17 protein-coding genes are annotated in these 20644 nt (G+C 53.6%); 9 read left to right on the forward strand and 8 right to left on the reverse strand.

Going from position 1 to position 20644, the window contains the following annotated elements; translation table 11 throughout:
* Positions 1 to 146 precede the first annotated feature (146 nt).
* Positions 147 to 578: an IS200/IS605 family transposase gene (tnpA, locus tag RBH92_RS02920; RefSeq protein ID WP_307931618.1), complete on the forward strand. Its 432-nt coding sequence runs from the start codon at positions 147 to 149 to the stop codon at positions 576 to 578.
* Positions 579 to 717: 139 nt separating this feature from the next.
* Here tnpA and RBH92_RS02925 read toward each other — a convergent pair whose 3' ends face one another.
* Both RBH92_RS02925 and ovoA read right to left on the reverse strand, forming a co-directional pair.
* The gene (locus RBH92_RS02925; RefSeq protein ID WP_307933200.1) at positions 718 to 1887 is read right to left on the reverse strand and encodes a MalY/PatB family protein; all 1170 of its coding nucleotides are present in this window, start codon (positions 1885 to 1887) and stop codon (positions 718 to 720) included.
* Positions 1884 to 3998, reverse strand: a complete 2115-nt coding sequence (ovoA, locus tag RBH92_RS02930; RefSeq protein ID WP_307933201.1) for a 5-histidylcysteine sulfoxide synthase — start codon at positions 3996 to 3998, stop codon at positions 1884 to 1886. The genes RBH92_RS02925 and ovoA overlap by 4 nt, the downstream gene beginning before the upstream one ends.
* 225 nt (positions 3999 to 4223) lie before the next feature.
* On the opposite strand from ovoA, the gene RBH92_RS02935 reads away from it, so the two are divergent.
* The 4 genes from RBH92_RS02935 to RBH92_RS02950 all read left to right on the forward strand — a co-directional run bounded on the left by RBH92_RS02935 (position 4224) and on the right by RBH92_RS02950 (position 7778).
* The gene (locus tag RBH92_RS02935; RefSeq protein WP_307933202.1) at positions 4224 to 4913 is read left to right on the forward strand and encodes a TIGR04282 family arsenosugar biosynthesis glycosyltransferase; all 690 of its coding nucleotides are present in this window, start codon (positions 4224 to 4226) and stop codon (positions 4911 to 4913) included.
* A complete protein-coding gene (locus tag RBH92_RS02940) occupies positions 4906 to 5595 on the forward strand; it encodes a TIGR04283 family arsenosugar biosynthesis glycosyltransferase (RefSeq protein ID WP_307933203.1) in 690 nt (229 codons plus the stop codon). The genes RBH92_RS02935 and RBH92_RS02940 overlap by 8 nt, the downstream gene beginning before the upstream one ends.
* A 186-nt stretch (positions 5596 to 5781) precedes the next feature.
* Positions 5782 to 6828 (forward strand): methyltransferase domain-containing protein, encoded by a 1047-nt coding sequence (locus RBH92_RS02945; RefSeq protein ID WP_307933204.1) that lies wholly within the window; start codon positions 5782 to 5784, stop codon positions 6826 to 6828.
* A 2-nt stretch (positions 6829 to 6830) separates the two neighbouring features.
* A complete protein-coding gene (locus tag RBH92_RS02950) occupies positions 6831 to 7778 on the forward strand; it encodes a radical SAM protein (protein WP_307933917.1) in 948 nt (315 codons plus the stop codon).
* A 109-nt stretch (positions 7779 to 7887) separates the two neighbouring features.
* Here the strand turns inward: RBH92_RS02950 and RBH92_RS02955 are convergent, their stop codons facing one another.
* The gene (locus RBH92_RS02955; RefSeq protein WP_307933205.1) at positions 7888 to 9609 is read right to left on the reverse strand and encodes a methyl-accepting chemotaxis protein; all 1722 of its coding nucleotides are present in this window, start codon (positions 9607 to 9609) and stop codon (positions 7888 to 7890) included.
* A gap of 36 nt (positions 9610 to 9645) precedes the next feature.
* The gene (locus RBH92_RS02960; RefSeq protein ID WP_307933206.1) at positions 9646 to 10137 is read right to left on the reverse strand and encodes a chemotaxis protein CheW; all 492 of its coding nucleotides are present in this window, start codon (positions 10135 to 10137) and stop codon (positions 9646 to 9648) included.
* 371 nt (positions 10138 to 10508) lie between these two features.
* Here RBH92_RS02960 and RBH92_RS02965 point away from each other — a divergent pair, with 371 nt between their 5' ends.
* The gene (locus tag RBH92_RS02965) at positions 10509 to 12665 is read left to right on the forward strand and encodes a dihydrolipoyl dehydrogenase family protein (RefSeq protein ID WP_307933207.1); all 2157 of its coding nucleotides are present in this window, start codon (positions 10509 to 10511) and stop codon (positions 12663 to 12665) included.
* On the opposite strand, the gene RBH92_RS02970 is transcribed toward RBH92_RS02965, so the two are convergent.
* The 3 genes from RBH92_RS02970 to RBH92_RS02980 are packed head-to-tail and all read right to left on the reverse strand — an operon-like array spanning position 12662 to position 15664.
* The gene (locus RBH92_RS02970) at positions 12662 to 13522 is read right to left on the reverse strand and encodes a hypothetical protein (protein WP_307933208.1); all 861 of its coding nucleotides are present in this window, start codon (positions 13520 to 13522) and stop codon (positions 12662 to 12664) included. The two genes, RBH92_RS02965 and RBH92_RS02970, sit on opposite strands and share 4 nt — an antisense overlap.
* 26 nt (positions 13523 to 13548) lie before the next feature.
* On the reverse strand, positions 13549 to 14124 hold the full coding sequence (locus tag RBH92_RS02975; RefSeq protein WP_307933209.1) for a Pvc16 family protein: 576 nt from the start codon (positions 14122 to 14124) through the stop codon (positions 13549 to 13551).
* Between the two features lie 31 nt (positions 14125 to 14155).
* Complete coding sequence (locus tag RBH92_RS02980; RefSeq protein WP_307933210.1) at positions 14156 to 15664, reverse strand: helicase HerA-like domain-containing protein; 1509 nt, start codon at positions 15662 to 15664, stop codon at positions 14156 to 14158.
* Between the two features lie 156 nt (positions 15665 to 15820).
* Here RBH92_RS02980 and RBH92_RS02985 point away from each other — a divergent pair, with 156 nt between their 5' ends.
* The 3 genes from RBH92_RS02985 to RBH92_RS02995 all read left to right on the forward strand — a co-directional run bounded on the left by RBH92_RS02985 (position 15821) and on the right by RBH92_RS02995 (position 19893).
* Positions 15821 to 16819: a glucokinase gene (locus RBH92_RS02985; protein ID WP_307933211.1), complete on the forward strand. Its 999-nt coding sequence runs from the start codon at positions 15821 to 15823 to the stop codon at positions 16817 to 16819.
* Positions 16820 to 16910: 91 nt separating this feature from the next.
* Positions 16911 to 19466, forward strand: coding sequence for an alpha-glucan family phosphorylase (glgP, locus tag RBH92_RS02990; RefSeq protein ID WP_307933212.1), 2556 nt, complete (start codon positions 16911 to 16913; stop codon positions 19464 to 19466).
* A gap of 46 nt (positions 19467 to 19512) precedes the next feature.
* A complete protein-coding gene (locus tag RBH92_RS02995; RefSeq protein WP_307933213.1) occupies positions 19513 to 19893 on the forward strand; it encodes a VOC family protein in 381 nt (126 codons plus the stop codon).
* 51 nt (positions 19894 to 19944) lie between these two features.
* Here the strand turns inward: RBH92_RS02995 and RBH92_RS03000 are convergent, their stop codons facing one another.
* The gene (locus RBH92_RS03000; protein WP_307933214.1) at positions 19945 to 20511 is read right to left on the reverse strand and encodes a globin family protein; all 567 of its coding nucleotides are present in this window, start codon (positions 20509 to 20511) and stop codon (positions 19945 to 19947) included.
* Positions 20512 to 20644: the final 133 nt, after the last annotated feature.

Consider the following 20644-nt stretch of genomic DNA (forward strand, 5'->3'; position numbering starts at 1 on the left):
GAATGAAGGAAAGGAGCTGCTCGAAAAAAGGGAAAGATTTGGGAGCGCGTTAAGAATTCAAAATTTATTGTCCATCATAAGGTTAAAACCACCGGCTTCAGCCGGTCAGCTTTAGCTGCGAGAATATGCCACACAGGAGGTGTGGCATGGATTATAGATATGGAAGTCATACGGTTTATCAGATTGAATATCATTTTGTATGGGTAACGAAGTATAGATATAAGATTCTGAAGGGAGAAGTAGCAGAACGAGTACGAGAGTTGGTTCGTCAGACGTGTGAAGCATTTGAAATGAGAATTGTACAGGGTGTAGTAAGTAAGGATCATGTGCATATTCTGGTGAGTTGTCCGCCGGAGATGGCTCCGAGTGAGATCATGAGGCGGCTAAAAGGACGAACATCGAGCTATCTGTTTGAAGAATTTCCTCACTTGAAGAAGCGGTACTGGGGAAGGCATTTTTGGGCGCGAGGGTATTTCTGCGTGACAGTAGGTCAGATGACAGAAGAGATGATCAAACAATACTTGGAGCATCATTTTGAGCCAAATCCAAACGACAATTTTAAAATGGAGCCGGAATAAGACGCGTCGTTTAGTCGACGCGTATCCGGACTTTCAGTCCGTAACTCAAACCCACCGGCTTTAGCCGGTGGTTGTTTAGTATGCAATTGTACGGCGTTGCAGAGCAAAGATTTCATGTGTGCATGATCTGTAAGAGGTATTATTTGTATCTAGCGTGTTTGATTCTTTCCAACACCCGCAAAACCGTCTTCCTCGGCGCCCCAATATTCAACCGCATAAACCCGCTGCCTTCCTGGCCGAATTGCACGCCGGGGTTCAGCCCGACCCCGGCTTGGTGGATGAAGAAGTGTTTCAGTTCGGCGTCGGTCAGGTTCATAGCGCGGCAGTCGAGCCATAGCAGGTAGGTGCCTTCGGCTTTGATCGCTTTGATTTCCGGTAAATGTTCAGCAAGATACGATTCGACCGCATCGCGCGTGTCGCGCAGGTAAATTTTTAGTGCTTCCAGCCAGGCTTCGCCGCCGCGGTAGGCGGCTTCGAAGGCGGTGACGCTGAATGGGTTGGAAGCGCTGACGTGCAGGCTGTTGAAAACCTGAATGATCGCATTGCGCATCGTTTTGTCGGGAACGATCAGCGCGGACAGATTCAAGCCGGGGATGTTGAAGGTTTTGCTCGGCGCGACGGCGGTGATGACGGCGCGCTGATCGGTTGCCCGCGCGGCGAGCACGTGGTGTTGTTGGTCGGGGTAGAGCAGGTCGTGGTGGATTTCGTCGGAGAAAACCACCAGCTCGTACTTTGCGGCGAGTTGCAGCAATCGTTCCAATTCATCCGGCGACCACACGCGCCCGACCGGATTGTGCGGCGAGCACAGCAGCAGGAATTTGGCTTGCCGGGCGCATTGTTCCAAGTGATCGAAGTCAATGGTGTAGCGGCCGTTGTCGAGCCGCAGCGGGTTGAGCATTAGCTTGCGGCCGGTTTGCGTGGCGGCGGAGAAAAACGGGAAATATACCGGCGGTTGAACGATGATGGCTTCGCCCGGTTGCGTCAGCGCCATCACGGCGGCGTTGATCGATGGCACCACGCCGGGGCACATCACGATCCAGTCGCGCTGCACCATCCAGCCGTGCCGCCGTTGCAGCCAATCGATCAGCGCCTCGTAAAGGCTATCGGGAAATACGGTGTAACCGTAGATCGGGTGTTGTGCGCGCTCGATCAGGGCTTGCATGACGGCGGGCGGGGCGGCGAAGTCCATGTCCGCCACCCACGCGGGGATGACGTCGGCCTTGCCGAACACCGCCAGGCGGCTGTCGTATTTGACGCTGTGCGTGCCTGTGCAATCGATTTCCCGGTCGAAATCGAACGCGTCGCTCAAGCGATGCGCTCCCAGATCGTGACTTCCGCCAGCGTGTGCTGGAATTTGCGCTTGGTTTCGCGGATTACGAACGGCACCGCCTGCGGGCCTTGGATCAGGCGGAAATGCTTGCCGAGCATTTCTTTCAAGCCGTCGAGCGTGGTGAAATTCTCGCCGTCGCGCTTGAAGCCGCCGATCCATGCTTCTTTTTTGGTGTGTTCGGTGAGCCAGGTATACGGCGACGTGATCATCAACAATCCGCCCGGATTGATGCGGGTGTGAATGCTGTTGAGCAATTTGGCCGGATCGTACAGGCGGTCGATCAAATTGGCGGCAAGAATCAGGTCGTAACCGGTGAAAATCGGCTTCAGGTTACAAGCGTCGCCCTGGAAGAATTCGACCTTGTGCTTGACGTGATCGAGTCCCAGGTTGCTCAGCGTGCGTTCCTTGTACGACACCAATTCGCCTTCGTCGGTCAGGGTATAGCGCAAAATGCCTTGTTGCACGAGTTGTACGCCTTGGCCGATGAAGCGCGCGGAAAAATCGATGCCGGTGACGTGATCGAATACTGTTGCTAACTCGAAAGTCGAACGGCCGGAGGCACAGCCCAAGTCCAGTGCGGTGCGTTTAGGCCGGTCGCCCATCGCGGCGATGGCAATTTCCGCCAGAGCTTTGGAGAAATTCGGCACGTCGAAGTAGGTGTCGCCGTAGTGAAACTCGGCGTATTCCGAAAGCAATTTATCGGTTTCATAATTCGATGTCGGCAATGTCGCCGGTGCGTCCGACACCACATAGCGGAAACCGGCATGTTGAAAGAAATGCCGGCGGAACGCATAGCGCGAGCTGCGAATCGATTCGTTGCCGCAAGCGATCCATGAACCGCCTTTGATCAGGTTGTGCTGATTGTCGAACGTTGGCGTGGTGAAGTCGTCGTACAGCGGGTGCACGTCGAAACCTTCGAACGGGTACGTTGGCGTTTCGGTCCACTGCCAGACGTTGCCGACGATGTCGAAAAACTCGCCGTGCGCAAATTCGGTGACTGGACAGCTCGACGCGTAATAATCCAGATGGAGATTGCCAGCCGCCTTGCGGTCGTGCGGTACTTCGCTGAGACAGGCAACATCGTACAGCCGGTACCATTCGTCCTCGGTCGGCAACCGCACCGGTTGTTTCGTCGTTGCGGCTTTCCAGTTACAGAATGCTTTGGCTTCGTGGTAATTGACTTCCACCGGCCAATCCCACGGCATCGGCACTTCCTCGGTCATTAAGCGCAAGTACCAATCGCTGCCTTTTTTAACCCAAAACGTAGGGTGCTCGGCTTGGGTGAATTTTTGCCACGAACGGCCTTCTTCTTGCCAGTAACTGCCGGTGCGGTAGCCGCCGGCTTCAACGAAAGCCAAAAACTCCTGATTGCTGACCAGATATTTGCTGGCTTGGAAAGCGGCGATGTCCGCGCTGTGCAGGCCGTATTCGTTATCCCAACCGTAATGCTGTTGATTGGTTTTGGTTTTATGCAGCGTGATTGATCCGGCGGCAACATTAATCAGTGAATTCTGCGGCGCCGCGCCGGATGTGCGGCACGGTTGCCAATTCGGGTGCGGTTGCACGAAATGCAGCGCATGCTGGCGGATCAGCACCGACGATGTTTCCAGGTGAATGCGTTCATGCTCGACGCCCATTACAATCGGCCACCACGGGCTTTCCCAGGTGATCGGCAGGCTTAGCGGTAGCGTGGAAATGAGGTTGTCGACTATCGCGCGCATGGTTTTGCGGTACGCGCGCACTTCGTCGACGGTCGGCCAGTCGTAGTGCGTGCTGTCGAGATCGTCCCAGCTCATTTCGTCGACGCCGACGGCGAAAATCGATTCCAATCGCGGGTTGATGCGTTCGGTAATCAGTCCGGCGAGAATCAGCTTGTTGACGAAGAACGTCGCGGTATGACCCAAATAAAAAATCAGCGGATGGCGCAATGAGATCGGTTTCTTGTAATACGCTTCGTCGGTGCGCAGTGTTTCGAAAAGTTGCTCGTAACGATCCAGCGTGGTGTGGAAATAACTGCGGATTTCTTCACGTTTCAGGTTGATGTCGTCGCCATCGAGCAGAGGTGTTCTTTGGAATAAAAGTTGTGGCATATTGTAATTTTTGACAGTTCTCTCATTAGTTTGACCGGTATTATAACGCCATGCACTTTTCAGGCGTTACCAAATCGGGACAAAAGTCACTTTTACTGACCGGAATGTTATGGAATCGGTGATTAAAGTGAAAAAACCATGCTGTTTTGAAGGAAATAGGCGATGTTTAAAGTAATTAACCGTATTTTAGTTTAATGACATTTTTCTAAATTGCAACAATCCATCTTGAATAAAAATACGCTTGTTTTGGTCTGCAAGCGGCCTGCGCCGGGCACCGGCAAGCAACGCTTGGCCGCGAAGCTGGGACAAGAAAAAGCGTTTCTGATTGCGGATGCGCTGCTGGCGTGCGCATTGGAGGACGCGGCTGAGTGGCCGGGGCCGGTGGTGATCGCGCCTGCCGGGGCAGCGGATGCGGATTGGGCGCGTTCGCTGCCAATCTCTCGTTCTATGGCGGTCGCGGTATTGCCGCAGGAAACGGGTAATCTCGGACAACGGTTGAACGCGTTAGATCGGACTTTGCGAATGCAAGGCATGCAACATTTATTTTTTATCGGCAGCGACGCGCCGGGCTTACTTGCAAGCGATTATGCAGCGGCGCGGGATGCATTGCAGCATGCGGATGTGGCGTTAATTCCCGCAGCCGACGGCGGCGTGGTGCTGATGGCCAACCGCAAGCCCTGGCCGGATATGTCCGCGTTGCCCTGGAGCTCGAACCGGTTGGAGGAAGCGTTGACCGGACTTTGCCGCCGGGCCGGACATTCGGTAAGCGCGGTTGGGCATGGCTGCGACGTGGATGAATGGCGCGACGTGGTGAAGCTGGTGGCCTTGCTGCAGCGCGATCCGCGGCCTGCGCGGCGGGCATTGCTGCAAATAGTCAGCTGCATTCTTTCAGAAGCGGACGTGCAGGATGCCTGATTTCAGCATCGTGATACCGTGCTATCGCGATGAAGCGCCATTGGTGCGTTTGCTGGAACAGTTGCGGCGATTGCCGCATCAACCTCGCGAAATCATCGTCGTCGACGCGGCGGACAGCCGCCATTGCGCAGAGCTTTGCGAACAATCGGCGGCTACTCGACTGACCGGTGAACCGTGCCGTGGCCGGCAGCTTGGCATCGGCGCGGTGCAAGCCCGGGGCGATGTACTATGGTTTCTGCATGCCGATGCGCAACTAGCAGCGGATCCGTTGCCGGTGATGGCTGCGGCGATTCAACGCGGCGCGATCGGTGGTTATTTCCGGTTCCGTTTTGCCGCGCCGCGGGCATGGCCGGCGGCGATTCTGGAACCGGCCATCACGTTGCGTTGCCGTTTGGGCGTACCCTATGGCGATCAGGGAATTTTCATGCAGCGGATGGTTTATCATCAAGCTGGCGGCCATGCGCCCTGGCCGTTGTTCGAAGAAGTGCCTTTAGTGAAAGCAGCGCGGCGTTTGGGGCGATTTGTAGCGTTGCCGGAGCCGATTTTTGTCGATTCGCGCCGTTGGCAACGCGACGGCTGGTGGCGGCGCAGTTTGAAAAATCGCTGGCTGGCATTGAGATTCATGAGCGGTGCGGCGCCGCAGGATTTGGCCGCACGTTACCATTCTAAAAATGGTTCGTGAATGACATAATGAGACCTTTGCACGGTTACTACGCGGCACGATAATTGCGTTAAAGATTCGCGAAAAATGCTCATTTACCTCGTGTAAACTCCGCTTTTTCGCAAATTTTTGCCTTATTCTCGTACCGCTCATGACACCGTGCAAAGGTCTCATAATGATGAAAAATTCTCGATTGAAAGGATCACCATGCAAGAAGCGGTGCAAAAATATTACGGTGAAACGCTGACAAACAGCCAGGATTTACAGACCAATGCGTGTTGCACCGATGCTGCGCTGCCGCATTTTGTTAAACCGTTGCTGGCGCGGGTGCATGCCGAAGTGCTAGCGCGTTATTACGGTTGCGGCTTGGTGCTGCCGGAGCTCCTCGAGGGATTGACGATCCTTGACTTGGGCTGCGGCGCGGGGCGCGATGTCTACGTGCTGTCGCAACTGGTTGGCGAAAAGGGGCAAGTGATCGGCGTGGATATGACCGAAGAGCAACTCGCGGTTGCACGCCGGCACGAGAAATACCATCAAACAGCATTCGGTTACAAGCGTGGGAATGTGCGTTTTCTGCACGGCGATATCGCGCGCTTGGACGAGCTTGAACTGGCCGATGCCAGCGTGGATTTGATCGTATCGAATTGCGTCATCAATCTGGCGCCGGATAAAGCGGCGGTATTGCGCGAAGCGTTCCGCGTACTGAAGCCGGGCGGTGAATTATATTTTTCCGATGTTTACAGCGACCGGCGCATTCCGGCGGATTTGATGCGCGACCCGGTGTTGTACGGCGAGTGTCTGAGCGGCGCGTTGTATTGGAACGATTTTTTACAGCTGGCGCGCAACAGCGGTTTCACCGATCCGCGCCTGGTCGATGACCGTCCGGTTACGATCGATAATCCGGCGTTGACGGAGAAAACCGGCAATATCCGCTTTTACTCGGCGACTTACCGGCTGTTTAAACTGCCGGGTCTGGAATTGGCCTGCGAAGATCACGGGCAATCCGTGGTGTATCGCGGCACCATCCCGCACCATGCGCATGCTTTCCGGCTGGATAAGCATCATTTCATCGAAACCGGCAGACAATTCCCGGTTTGCGGCAATACCTGGCGCATGTTGCACGATACGCGATTTATCCGGCATTTTGATTTTTACGGTGATTTTGACCGGCATTTCGGTATTTTTCCCGGCTGCGGCATGGGTATGCCGTTCGCCGAAGCTGCGGCGGAGCAACAGCAAGGCGGGTGCTGTTGAGTATGGAAGCGGCAGGGTTACCCGTTGGCGGCGGTCAGCAATCGCGATCCAAGCATTGGTATGTGACGGCGGATGATAAGCCGCGCGGCTTTATCCGTGCACATGCACTGGAAGAATTGTGGTTTCATACCGGCACGGCCTGTAATTTGTCGTGTCCGTTTTGCCTGGAAGGCTCCAAGCCTGGCGATGGCCGTTTGCAATTGATGCGTTTTGACGATGCCAAGCCTTATATCGATGAAGCGTTGACACTGGGTATCAAGCAATTTTCCTTTACCGGCGGCGAACCGTTTGTAAACAAAGATTTGATTCATATTCTGGATTATGCGTTGCAGCATCGGCCCTGCATGGTATTGACCAACGCCACCGAGCCCTTGATGAAGCGCCTGCCGCAATTGCGCGCTTTGCTCGAACATCCGCAGCCGTTGCATTTCCGTATCAGTCTCGATCATTTTTTAGCGGAAGAGCATGACAAAAATCGCGGAGCAGGCATGTTTGCACTGGCGCTGGAAGGGCTGAAGGCATTACATGCGATGGGCTTCGGCGTTTCCGTCGCCAGCCAGAAAATTGCCGGAATGTCGCCTGGCAAAGCCGCGCAATGCTTTGCGGAAGTGTTCCGTAATGCCGGTTTGCCGGCGGATCTGCCGCGCATCGTGTTTCCCGAGTTTTATCCGCCGGGTATTACCGTAGCCGCGCCGCAGATCACGCAAAGCTGCATGACTGACTACCAGACTGAAAAAACGCGCCGCGGATTTATGTGCGCATTCAGCCGCATGGTGGTGAAAAGCGAAGGGAAATGCCTAGTGTATGCCTGCACCCTGGTCGATGACGACCCCGACTACGCGCTCGGAGGAACTCTGGCGGAGAGCTTGCAAGTATCGGTCAGCATGAAACATCACCGTTGCTATAGTTGCTTTCAATATGGCGCGACTTGCAGTGAAATGAAGCGCTAAATGAAAATGCCAGCGATAGCCGTTTGGCTTTGCTGGCATTTTGTACTCCTGAATGCGGCGGCGCTTGAAGTTAGACGCCGCCGGATCTACTGATTGCGATTACAGGCGGTTAAAATTCCTCCCAATCTTCGCCGGTGCCGGTCGCGGCTTTACGAGGTTTTGCAGGTGCGGCTGCAAGTGCAATTGCTGCCGGTGCTTTTTTGGTTGCCGGTCCGCGGTTAGGCAGTTTGGCAATATTCGCAGCGTGATTGCTTCTTTTTACCGGTGCGATCGTTGCCGCATGACTATTCGCCAGTTTGAAGGTGCTGACCGCATGTGTTAGCGCCTGCGCCTGTTCTTGCATCGATTCTGCGGCAGCGGCCGCTTCTTCAACCAGCGCGGCATTTTGTTGCGTGACTTCGTCCATCTGCGTGACCGCTTGATTGACTTGCTCGATACCGGAACTTTGTTCTTGCGATGCCGCCGATATTTCACTCATGATGTCAGTAACACGCTTGACGGCGGTGACGATTTCCTCCATGGTGGTTCCCGCTTCGTCGACCAGCCGCGATCCTTCGTCGACCTTGCTGACCGAATCGCTGATCAATTCCTTGATTTCTTTCGCCGCAGCGGCTGATCGCTGCGCCAGTGTACGCACCTCGGTCGCGACTACCGCAAAGCCCCGGCCTTGCTCGCCGGCGCGCGCCGCTTCCACCGCAGCATTCAAAGCCAGGATATTGGTCTGGAAGGCAATGCCGTCGATTACGCTGATAATGTCGACGATTTTGTGCGAGCTTTCGTTGATCGATTTCATCGTATGCACGACTTGTCCGACCACTTCACCGCCTTTCACTGCAACTTCCGACGCACCGACTGCCAATTGATTGGCTTGGCGTGCATTATCCGCGTTTTGTCTCACGGTCGATGTCAGTTCTTCCATGCTGGAGGCGGTTTCTTCCAGGCTGGATGCTTGTTCTTCCGTGCGTTGACTCAAATCCGAGTTACCCGAAGCGATTTCGCCCGATGCGGTTACGATCTGATCCGTTCCCGAACGAACCTTGCCTACCAGATCGATTAAGTTGTCATTCATTTCTTTCAGCGCTTGCAGCAAACGGCCCGTTGACGATTTGGTCGAGGTCACGACAATGTTTGAAGTCAGATCGCCGGCAGCTACTTTATGCGCAATCTCGATCGCTTCGTCCAGCGGTGCGACGATTGAGCGCAACAACAGGAACCCGAATGTAATTGCCAGCAGAATGCTCGCGGCTATGGCAATGATCGAGATCATCGAAATGGTTTCAAAGCTGCTTTGTGAATCGGCGTACTGATGGGAAGCCAATGTTCCTTGCAAATCCAACAATGCGAATACCGTATCACGCAACGCATTGAATTTTGGCGTGGTATCGGTTTCCAGATTTTTTGCGGCTGCTTCAAATTCTCCGGCGATGGCGAGCTGAAACGTTTTATTCATCGACTGAACGTATTGCACATGCTGTTCGCCTTTTACTTTTGTCAGGGCTTCCTCTTCCGGCAGTAAGCTGGTGGCCAGGTATTTCGCCCAGACACTTTCGTTTTGTTTTACCAGTTTGTTGGCTTCTTCGGCCAAAGCGCCGGCGGTCGCGCTATTGTTCGCTTGCGTTGCGATTCTGCCTTTTTCGCGGACTTGATACCACACATCGAGGATTGTGCCGAGTTGCACCGCCGGCATCATGCGGTCTTCGTAGACCGATTGAACGGTGTGATTCGATCGATTGAATCCATATAAACCGTACGCGCCGATACTCACCATCAGTACCGATAGGATACTCATGACCAGCATCAAGCGGAATTTAATCGATGTTTCTGTAAACATGGTTCTCTCCTCTAAAAGATTAATTTGATATGTGTTTTAGTTAAAATTTGATTCAATCAAACCTATATCGCTGCTGCTCATCAATTTCTCGATGTCGATCAAAATCAACATACGCTCATCGACGGTTCCCAGTCCCATGATGTATTCGGTATCGATGATCGAGCCCAGACCCGGCGTCGGACGGATCTGCTCGTCTTCCAGCGTGAGCACATCGGAAACGCCATCGACTACCATGCCCATCACGCGTCCGGCTACATTCAGAATGATGACTACCGTAAATTGGTCGTATTGCGCCTGACCTAGATCGAATTTAATCCGCATATCGACGATTGGGACGATGATCCCGCGCAAGTTCACCACCCCTTTGATAAATTCCGGTGAATTGGCAATTTGCGTGATTGCGTCATAGCCGCGGATCTCTTGCACTTTCAGAATTTCGATTCCATATTCTTCGTGCCCAAGCCGGAAAGTCAGAAATTCATTCGCGACCGGCGTGGCCACTGGGGGTTGAGGGTTAGTTGTGTTCATAGTTTGCGATTGCGGCGTCATAGATATTTCTCCTGGCTATTTTTCAACATATCAGCTTAATAATTAACCGAAGCGTTCCGCGGAATTGTCCGGAGCTATCACCGGAGTTTTACGCGACTACCTGCCGATGACGCATTGAAAAGGTTACATTGCGCATCAGCACGAGTGGTCGAACGATACGTTATTTGTCACGATGAAATGTTGAGAGAATGTAAACTCTTTGTGAAAAATGGATTCAAATTCCGGCTTTTTCGATCCCGGCCTGTCTTCTTTGCTTGTCCGGTTTGTGCTGCAATGGCTTTTTTCAACGGTAGGGATCAGCCGTAGTAAGCTGAACCGGTCGGTGAAAAACCAAATGGTATGAGGTTTATATGAGGAAACGCGGGTGGCTCGTCTTACTGCTGGGATTGGCGGTCGGCTGTTTTTTGATCTTCGACGGAAGCCGGTTTTTCAGTCTCGAAATGCTGAAAGACGGGCGGGATGATTTGTTGCAAGCCTATCAGCGGCAACCGCTGCTGGTGATCGGTATTTATTCGGCGGTTTATGTCGTCATGGCGGCTTTGTCGTTTCCCGGCGCTGCAGTGATGACCCTGGCCGGCGGGGCGATATTCGGCGTGTGGGTGGGGGTGCCGGTGGTCTTGATCTCGGCTACCATTGGCGCCACATTGGCATTCTGGATGGCGCGGTATTTGTTGCGGGATATCGTGCAGCGGCGCTTCGGCGACCGTCTGGAAGCGATCAACAAGGGGCTGGAACGCGACGGCGCGTTTTATTTATTTTCGCTGCGGCTGGCGCCGGTTTTTCCATTCTTTCTGATCAATTTGCTGATGGGATTGACCGCGATGCGGACCGGTACATACTTCCGGGTCAGTCTGGCCGGAATGTTCGCCGGAACCGCCGTATACGTTAACGCAGGTACGCAGCTGGCAGCGATTACGCAGCTATCGGACGTGATGTCGCCGGAGATGATCGTTTCGTTCACGTTGCTGGCGCTGTTTCCGTGGCTGGCGCGCTGGGGTATTGAGCGGATTAAAACCCAGCGGTTGTATGCGCGCTGGCCGAAGCCAGCCCGCTTTGACCGGAATCTGGTGGTGATCGGCGCCGGCGCCGCCGGACTGGTCAGCGCTTATGTTGCCGCTGCAACCTGCGCCAAGGTGACGCTGATCGAACGCCACAAGATGGGCGGCGATTGCCTCAATTACGGCTGCGTGCCGTCTAAGGCGCTGATTCGTAGCGCGACGTTTCTGCAACAGGCAAAGCATGCCGCTTCGCTGGGAATTCAACGAGCCGATGTGACTTACGATTTTGCGGAGGTGATGGCGCGGGTGCAGCGGATTGTCAAAACCGTCGAGCCGCATGATTCAGTGGAACGTTACACCAGCCTCGGCGTGGAAGTGCTGCACGGCGATGCAACCATCGTATCGCCGTGGTCGGTGGAAGTGAACGGTCAAACACTGACCACGCGCGCCATCGTTATTGCTAGCGGCGCGCGTCCGCTGGTGCCGGATATTCCCGGATTGCAAGCCGTGTGTTATTACACTTCCGATACCATCTGGACAATGACCGAGCGGCCGCAACGTTTGATCGTGCTGGGCGGCGGCCCGGTCGGGTGCGAATTGGCGCAGGCTTTTGCACGGCTCAGTTGCAATGTTACGCAAGTTGTTCGCAGCGATTTGTTGCCGCGTGAAGATATGGATGCCGTGGATTTAGTTAAAGCCGCCTTGCAAGCCGATGGCGTGAACCTATTGACGCACGCGGAAGTGTTGCGATGCGAGCGGCAAGGCAACGAGCAACTCTTGATCCTGCGTAAGCAAAACGGCGAAGAAACGAGGTTGCCGTTTGACGCGTTGTTATGCGCGGTTGGCCGGGTCGCGCGTACCGAAGGTTTCGGGCTGGAACAGCTCGGCATAACCGTTTCTCCGCAGCGCACCATCGAAACCAATGGTTGGCTGCAAACGGTTTATCCGAATATCTACGCGTGCGGCGACGTTGCAGGCCCGTATCAGTTTACGCACACCGCCGCGCATCAAGCGTGGCATGCCTCGGTCAACGCCTTGTTCGGCTCGGTTAAACGCTTCAAAGCCGATTATTCGGTGATTCCGCGGGTGACTTTCACCGACCCGGAAGCGGCGCGGGTTGGCTTGTCGGAAAACGAAGCGCAAACGCGGCATATCGCTTACGAAGTGACGCGCTTTGATCTTTCTGAGCTGGATCGGGCGATTACCGACGAGGCCGCGCACGGTTTCGTGAAAGTGCTGACCGTACCGGGCAGCGATCGCATCCTTGGTGTCAGTATCGTCAGCAGGCATGCCGGCGACATGCTGGCGGAATTCGTGCTGGCGATGAAACATGGCCTGGGTTTGAACAAGATTCTAAGCACCATTCACGCCTACCCGACCTGGCCGGAAGCGAATAAATACGCAGCGGGTGCCTGGAAACGCGCGCATGCGCCGCAACGATTGCTAAAGTGGCTGGAGCGATATCATGCGCGCCAGCGGGGAAAGACCGGAACTGCGTCAGATTCCTAGTTTACAAAAATCTCCGACACACTCTCCATCCTGCCATTGACCATCTCGCTGAAGGTCTGGTCGACGCTGGCATTCGGCAGGCGCTTGATCAGCACTTTATCGCCCATGTTCCCCGATTCCCTGAGTTGCAGACGATGGCGCGAGTGCTCTTGCATCGGGATGGCGACGGATGATTGCAGCACGAGTGCTTCGCGCTGCCCGGGCAATGTTACGTTGCCGATGGATTTGAATTGCACGGCGTTATCCAGGTCGGCGATGTAGATCGCGCGTTTGGAGAGTTCACCGAGAACGTAGTAATTCCAGAAAGTCTGATTAGCGCCGAAACGGATGAAAAATTTGCGCTCGGCAGGATCCAGTTGATCCGAGCACAATCCTTGCGCATCGGCGGTAATGTTCATTTGCAGAATGAACGCGGGTTTTATGAGCAGATCCTTGCGATCCAGAATGCTTGCCAGCGGTTCGACCGCCATGTCCGCCCATGAGTCTTCCGCGACCGTGGCGCCGCCGTGCAGCAATTGTTTGTCTGGATTATCTCGGTTGATTGCGCGGTTATCGAAAAAAAGTATTGCCTGATCGGGCGGCGCGCCAGGCGCTGTGTAGCGCAGAAAATTGGGATCCTTGGCAAAAACTTTGAATGTCAGCGTCAGATTGTCGGCGGCATGAAGGCGCAGAATATCGATATTGTCATGATCAAAATAAACCGCGACGCCGCTTTCGGAAGATTTGAGCAGCAAGCCGGCATTGCGTAGCAACGCAACGCTGGGTGCGGTGGGAACAAACTCGAGCAATTTGCAGTTATTTCCCGAGAAATAGGCATGTTCGATGGTGACGCTGAAGAGCGGACAGTATGTACCCATGTTTGATCAATCCGTGATTTTTTTCATCACGATCCTTTAACCAGCGGTTTGGACTCGCCGACAACTGGCGTGCGGCCTGCGATGTCTCCGCTGTCGAAAGCGACCATGCGGACGCGATAGACAATCGAAGGCAGATATTTTCCGCCCAAAGCACCCCACAAATTGCTCAAATCCTGAATGGAAAGATTTTCGATATCCAGAATCAGTTTTTCAATGCGGCCATCGAGTTCAGGCACCGTTTGACGGTTGATCACATGGTTTTTCTGAAAAAAACTGATGGTGCTGGATAGAAACTTTAACGCTTCGGGATAGTTGTTGCCGGTGAAATTGGCCGTCATCATCAAGTAGATGTTGAAATAGAGCGGCAGGCTGCTTTGCACCTCGCGATCGCCGACTTCGTGAAGGTTGACGTTGCGGAACGGCACCGCATCCTTCTCGATATTGACCAGAAAAATGACCAGCTTGTTATTGACATTGGCGGCGACGGTGCCGTCCATTTCCAGTAAATTGGAGACTACCACCACGTCTTCGCCGAGATTATAAATGCGGCGGAAATGCTGATTCAGTTGTGTTGCGAGCAGTTGTACGGTCACATTGATCATAGCGGAACGCAGTATAAAAGAGTGGAGAAGGCTAACGCCGTTTTCGCCCGAGCAGCGAGCCGAGCAAGCCACGAGTGATTTCACGCGCGATTGAAGAACCGACGGAACGGGCTGCGCTTTTTGCAAAGGCATCGATCATTCCTTCGCGCCGCCCGCCGCGTTTGCCGGTCGAACCCAGCAATAAGTCACCCAGACCGGATAGTACGTCAGCGCCTGCACCTGCGGCATCGGCGGTTTTGGAGGAATCGCCGCCAGTGCTTTCTACGTCAGCGCGTGCTTGCAGGATTTCATACGCGCTTTCACGGTCGATTGCCTGATCGTAGACGCCGGCTACGAGCGAGGATTGCATCAATTGCAGGCGTTCCTGCGTTGATATTGGGCCGGTCTGGCTGGCAGGCGGCAAGATAAAAGCGCGCTGCGTGACGCCCGGCGTGCCGTCGGCATCGAGAAACGAAACCAGCGCTTCGCCGACGGATAGTTCCAGAATCGCTTGCTTGACGTTTAGCTGCGGATTTGAGCGCATGGTCTCTGCGATGGCGTTGACCGCTTTTTGATCGCGCGGGGTAAATGCGCGCAATGCGTGTTGAATGCGGTTGCCGAGTTGCGCCAGGATCTTTTCCGGGATATCCAGCGGGTTTTGCGTGACGAAATAGATACCGACCCCTTTGGAGCGGATCAGGCGCACGACTTGCTCGATCTTTTCCAGTAATGCAGGCGAGGCCATGTTGAAAAGCAGATGCGCTTCGTCAAAGAAGAATACCAGCTTGGGCTTGTCGCGATCACCGCATTCCGGCAGTTGGTCGTATAGCTCGGATAAAAGCCATAGCAGAAAGCAACTGTAGAGCCGTGGCGAGTTTAGTAATTTTTCGGCAGCGAGGATATTGATGACGCCTTGGCCGTCGATGGTTTGCATTAAATCTTCGATAGCGAGCATCGGTTCGCCGAAGAAACGCTCGCCGCCCTGTGTTTCGATTTGCAGCAAGGCCCGCTGAATCGCGCCGATCGAAGCGGATGACACATTGCCGTATTGGGTTTTAAGCGTATTCGCATTGTCGCCGGCAAACTGCAGCAATGCGCGCAAGTCTTTCAAGTCGAGCAGCAGCAAGCCGTGATCGTCGGCTACTTTGAAAACCAGTGATAATACGCCTTCCTGGGTTTCATTCAGGTTCAGCAAGCGCGAGAGCAGCAACGGTCCCATATCGGAGATCGTAGCGCGCAGCGGGTGACCGTTTTCCTGTAATACATCCCATAGCGTCACCGGAAAGCCGTGCCAACGGGGTTCGCTCAATTGCAGTTTTTCCAGGCGCGCCCGCAGTTTCTCCGATAGCGATCCGGGCTTGCTGATGCCGGTCAAATCGCCTTTGATATCGGCCATGAACACCGGCACGCCGATACTGGAAAAGCTTTCCGCCATTTTTTGCAGCGTCACGGTCTTGCCGGTGCCGGTTGCGCCGGTAATACAGCCGTGCCGTGTGGCCATTTCGGGTAAGAGCGCTAATTCCGCAGTATTGGTTGAGGCGATGATCAATGAATTTACCATCTAGTCTATTAAAAAACACTACCGTGACATAATTGTATGTCAAACTCCGGTAAAGACAATAAAAACATGTTCGTGGATAGAGACCATGCGGTACGCGTGAAAGAGTCTGGAGTGCGATGAACGGCGCGGATTGATTAATTGCCGGATAAAAAACGTATGAATAAAAAGTTGATTTGCGGCGATATTGGCGGCACCAAAACTTTATTGCAATTGGTTGAAATAACCGATGACAATGGACAGGAACGCTTGATCCAGCATTATCGTAGCGCCGATTTCACCTCCTTTTCAGAGATTCTGAGGGATTTTCTGAGTCAAGCCGGAGCTTCCAATCGACCGCATGCGGCTTGTTTTGCGGTAGCGGGACCGATTACCGGTCAGCAGGTGGCATTGACGAATTTATCCTGGCAATTCAGCAGCGCAAGCCTCTCGGCGGAATTTTCAATTCCCGCCGTAAAGCTGCTCAATGATTTTGAAGCCATTGCACTGGCAATCGAACATGTGCCGTCCAGCGATTTACTGACACTGCAAGCCGGGCAAGCGCACCCGCAAACCACGCGGGTTGTCTTAGGCGCGGGCACCGGCATGGGCGTGGCATGGCTGGCATGGTTGCATGACCGGTATCACGCTTTGCCGACAGAAGCGGGGCATATGGATTTTGCGCCGGTTGATCCGCTGCAGATTAAATTATTGGAGTCGCTCCAACACCGGTTCGGTCATGTGTCGGTCGAACGTTTATTATCCGGTTCCGGATTGACCAATATATTTAAGTTCTTACAACAAGACGATGGCGGCGATTTCCATCCGGTTTCCGTTGAGCTTGAAGAAGATAGCGGCGCGGCCATCACATCGCTGGCGCTGATGCAACATCACCCGGTGGCGATTCAATCACTGGAACTGTTCGCCGCGATTTATGGGGCGTATGCCGGTAATCTGGCGTTGGCGGGATTATGCCGCGGCGGTGTTTATGTGGCCGGCGGGATCGCGCCCAAAATTGCCGATGTGTTGTGTTCGGGCGGTTTTATCAAAGCATTTTGCGCCAAAGGACGGTTTTCCGCATTAATGCACGAAATCCCGGTGCATATCGTTACCAATCCGCAAGTTGGCTTGTTAGGCGCGCAACAAGAAGCGCAACGGCTGCTTAACCGGTCTTGTTAATCAAGCTCTGATAGACTCTTAGTGGCTTGATGGGGGATATGCGATAAACTTGGCGTTTGCCGATCATTATTTTTAGTTTTGGAGAATTCGAATGTTTCCGCGCACTGCTTTTACCGTTACTGTAAACCCTAAGATACCGCCGCGGCTCAAGCGATTGGAGGAACTGGCCAATAATCTCTGGTATAGCTGGGATCGAGCGACACGCACGCTGTTTTCCCGGTTGGATCCGGTTTTGTGGGAAGCAGTTGGACATAATCCGAAAGCCTTTTTGAAGCGCGTCGATGAATCGGTGCTGCTGAAGGCAACGGAAGACCGTATTTTTATGGCATCGTATAACAGTATTCTGTCTACCTACGATTCTTATCACGATGCGCCGTCTGCGTTGAATGGCTCTAAAAGTTTAGGCCCGCAGGATCAGGTCGCTTATTTCTGTTTCGAATTCGGTTTTCACGAGAGTCTGCCGATCTATTCGGGCGGGTTGGGTATTCTGGCCGGCGACCACTGCAAAGCGGCGAGCGATTTGCATTTGCCTTTTGTCGCGATTGGCTTGCTCTACCGTCAAGGCTATTTCTTTCAAACGATCGATCGGCTTGGCAATCAGCAAGTGACGTATACCGTGTCGGATTTCGGAGATCTGCCGGTGACGCCGGTGATGCATCCGGACGGTTCTTCCATGCAAATCGAAGTGCCGCTGCCGGGCCGTCCGGTCATCGCAAAAGTCTGGCAAGTCAGGATCGGTCATGTCATGTTGTATTTGCTGGATACCGATTTACCGGAAAATTCGCCGCAGGATCGGAATATCACGCACAATTTGTACGGCGGTGACAAGGCCATGCGCATCGAGCAGGAGATCATGCTGGGCATGGGCGGCGTGCGCGCGTTGCATGCGCTGGGGATTGAACCGACCGTGTGGCATATCAATGAGGGTCATGCGGCGTTCATGATTCTGGAACGCATCCACAATCTGGTGCAGCAGGGCCTGGATTTCGCCAGCGCTTTGGAAAGCGTGGCGGTCAACACGGTTTTTACGACGCATACCGCCGTTCCGGCCGGACACGATCATTTTCCTGCGGAAATGATGCAAACCTACTTCGACAGCTTCTACCGCGATTTGCACATTTCTTACGAAGAATTCATGGCGTTAGGCCATATTCCCGGAAGCCCCGATTTCAATATGACCGCCCTGGCAATTCACGGATCGCGTACGCACAACGGTGTCAGCAAGATTCACGGGGGCGTTTCCGCGGATATTTGCCGGGATTTATGGCCGCAAATCGAACCGGAAGAGAATCCGATCAGCTATATCACCAACGGCGTGCATGTGCCGACGTTTCTGGCGCAGGAATGGGCGGATTTGTTCGATCGCTATTTGGGGTACGAATGGCGCAATAAAATGTGCGATGACGACTATTGGTCGCGTATCGACGCAATACCGGATCATTTGTTTTGGAGCGTACGGCAGTCGTTGAAATCGCAAATGTTTTACGGCATCCGTTCGCGCATTGCCGAGCAAAATGCCAGAAATCGCGGTTCCGAAGCGCATCTCGACCGGCTGTTGAAGTTTGTCGATCCGATCAATCCCAGCGTACTGACGATTGGATTCGCACGCCGTTTTGCGACTTATAAGCGCGCGGCTTTGTTGTTCGAAAATCTCGATTGGTTGCGGAGAATCGTGCTTGATCAGGAACGGCCGGTATTGCTGATTTTTGCCGGTAAAGCACATCCGGCGGATGTGCCGGGTCAGGATTTGATTCGCCGCATCAGTCAGATTGCCAATTTCCCCGAATTCGAGGGGAGGCTGCTGTTAATCGAAGGCTACGACTTGCGCCTTGCCCGGCGTTTGGTCGCCGGTGTCGATGTCTGGCTCAATAATCCGATTTATCCGCTGGAAGCCAGCGGCACTTCCGGCATGAAAGCGGGAATCAACGGCGCGATTAATTTGAGCGTGCTCGACGGCTGGTGGGGGGAAGGTTACGACGGCAAGAACGGCTGGGCGATCAAGCCGGGTCCGGAAGATATGGAAGGCGTAGTCCGCGACAAAGAAGAAAGCCGCGCATTGTATGAAATTTTGCAGGATCAGGTGGTACCGTTGTTCTACAACTACGGCAAGCTCGGCTACTCGTCCAATTGGGTAAAAATGGCCAAGCATTCGATGAAGTCGCTATTGCCTCGATATAACGCCACCCGCATGGTCGACGAGTATGTCAGCAAATTTTACCGTTCCGCCAGCAAAAAAGGAGCGTCATACGCTGCGGATGATTTTTCCGGCGCTAGAAATATCGCGGCATGGAAAGCCAAGATCAGGCAAGCTTGGCCCGGAGTATCGCTGAGGCGTCTGGATGCACCCGTTGAACGGATCTATTTCGACGAAACATTGGATTTTAAGGTGGCGGTTAAGCTGAACAATCTGGCTCCCGGAGATGTGATCGTCGAGTTGTTGATTTGCCGTCAATTCAAGACTACCCGGCTCGGTAATTTTCAGCATTTTCAATTGGAATGTACCGGCATGCAGGATTCCGGCGAGCATTTGTTTGAGCTCAAGCTTACGCCAGAATTGTGCGGGAAACAGGAATATTTCATCCGGGTTTATCCGTACCATTCGCTGCTGACGCATCCGCTGGAAATGGGATTGATGGTGTGGTTGTGAATTTCTTATTAAATAACCGCTGGATGTGACAATAGGAGACTTGCTAATGAATCATAATCCTGTCGGCTGGTTTGAAATCTACGTGCAAGATATGACGCGCGCCAAACAATTCTATGAGTCGGTGTTTCAGACCAAACTCGAACATTTGCAAACGCCTGCGGATATGCCGGTCGAGCTGTGGAGTTTTCCGATGATCGAGAATGCCATGGGTGCGCCCGGCGCATTGGTCAAAATGGCGGATGGTCCTTCTGGCGGCAATTGCGTGCTGGTGTATTTTTCGTGCGTTGACTGTGCTGTCGAAGCTGAACGGGCAGTGCCATCGGGCGGAGAGATTGTGCAAGCTAAAATGCCGATCGGTCAATATGGCTTTATCGCGATGATCCGTGATACCGAAGGCAATATGATCGGATTGCACTCGATGCAGTAGCTGGTAATCGCAAACCCGCTGCGAGCAACGGGTTTGCTGATTGCGAGGTGTTTATTTGTTACGAATACCGGCACGATTCTGTTCCAGCGCTTTGACGATTGCTTTGATGTCGGTTTTGCTGACACCCGCTAGCGCGGCTTGTTCACTGATGATCTGAATGAATCTGCTGATGGTCCGGTCCGGAATGTTCCGGCCTTTATGAATCTTCGGCATCGAACCGCGGCATTTGTGCCCGGATTCTACGACCGCGCCGCTATGCGGCGAGGAGCCTCCTAAATCATGATCCAGCATCATCGCCAGACATTGCTCGATGTCATCCGGTGTGACGGTCAAATTACCGAAGAATGCGGCAATTTCTCCGTCAGCGAGCAAAGCGGGAACGGCGAAGTTATGCAAAAACGCCAGGATACCGTGATAGCCTCCCAGCCTTGACGCAACCGAATCACTTTTTATAACCAGCCTTGGTACGTCGGTGGTGCTATCTTCCATTTGCTGCCCGTTTGTTCTGGCTGTATTCGCCATTACCGAGCCGATGCCGTCAATGGCGACTAAAGCGCAAATTAAGGCAACGGCAAGATATTTGATCCACTCGGTCGAGTGTCTTGATGTCATAGTCATGATTTCCTCTCCTGTTGATGAGTTTTGAGTTTTTTCCAAATCAGCGCCGCCGGATTCTGGCGGAAAGTGCCGGAACCGCCGGAAAAGCTTTTTAAGCGGTTTCAATACTCAATACGCAGGGATTTGAATTTTG

This window comes from Nitrosomonas sp. sh817, assembly GCF_030908545.1.
GTDB lineage: Bacteria > Pseudomonadota > Gammaproteobacteria > Burkholderiales > Nitrosomonadaceae > Nitrosomonas.

Excerpts from the sequence above, each read along its gene's own strand:
- RBH92_RS03000 (WP_307933214.1), bottom strand. The coding sequence starts at position 20,511 with ATGACTATGACATCAAGACACTCGACCGAGTGGATCAAATATCTTGCC.
- ovoA (WP_307933201.1), bottom strand. The coding sequence starts at position 3,998 with ATGCCACAACTTTTATTCCAAAGAACACCTCTGCTCGATGGCGACGAC.
- RBH92_RS02970 (WP_307933208.1), bottom strand. The coding sequence starts at position 13,522 with ATGGGTACATACTGTCCGCTCTTCAGCGTCACCATCGAACATGCCTAT.
- RBH92_RS02950 (WP_307933917.1), top strand. The coding sequence starts at position 6,831 with ATGGAAGCGGCAGGGTTACCCGTTGGCGGCGGTCAGCAATCGCGATCC.
- RBH92_RS02960 (WP_307933206.1), bottom strand. The coding sequence starts at position 10,137 with ATGAACACAACTAACCCTCAACCCCCAGTGGCCACGCCGGTCGCGAAT.
- RBH92_RS02985 (WP_307933211.1), top strand. The coding sequence starts at position 15,821 with ATGAATAAAAAGTTGATTTGCGGCGATATTGGCGGCACCAAAACTTTA.
- tnpA (WP_307931618.1), top strand. The coding sequence starts at position 147 with ATGGATTATAGATATGGAAGTCATACGGTTTATCAGATTGAATATCAT.
- RBH92_RS02975 (WP_307933209.1), bottom strand. The coding sequence starts at position 14,124 with ATGATCAATGTGACCGTACAACTGCTCGCAACACAACTGAATCAGCAT.
- RBH92_RS02995 (WP_307933213.1), top strand. The coding sequence starts at position 19,513 with ATGAATCATAATCCTGTCGGCTGGTTTGAAATCTACGTGCAAGATATG.
- RBH92_RS02940 (WP_307933203.1), top strand. The coding sequence starts at position 4,906 with ATGCCTGATTTCAGCATCGTGATACCGTGCTATCGCGATGAAGCGCCA.
- RBH92_RS02980 (WP_307933210.1), bottom strand. The coding sequence starts at position 15,664 with ATGGTAAATTCATTGATCATCGCCTCAACCAATACTGCGGAATTAGCG.
- RBH92_RS02955 (WP_307933205.1), bottom strand. The coding sequence starts at position 9,609 with ATGTTTACAGAAACATCGATTAAATTCCGCTTGATGCTGGTCATGAGT.
- RBH92_RS02945 (WP_307933204.1), top strand. The coding sequence starts at position 5,782 with ATGCAAGAAGCGGTGCAAAAATATTACGGTGAAACGCTGACAAACAGC.
- RBH92_RS02965 (WP_307933207.1), top strand. The coding sequence starts at position 10,509 with ATGAGGAAACGCGGGTGGCTCGTCTTACTGCTGGGATTGGCGGTCGGC.
- glgP (WP_307933212.1), top strand. The coding sequence starts at position 16,911 with ATGTTTCCGCGCACTGCTTTTACCGTTACTGTAAACCCTAAGATACCG.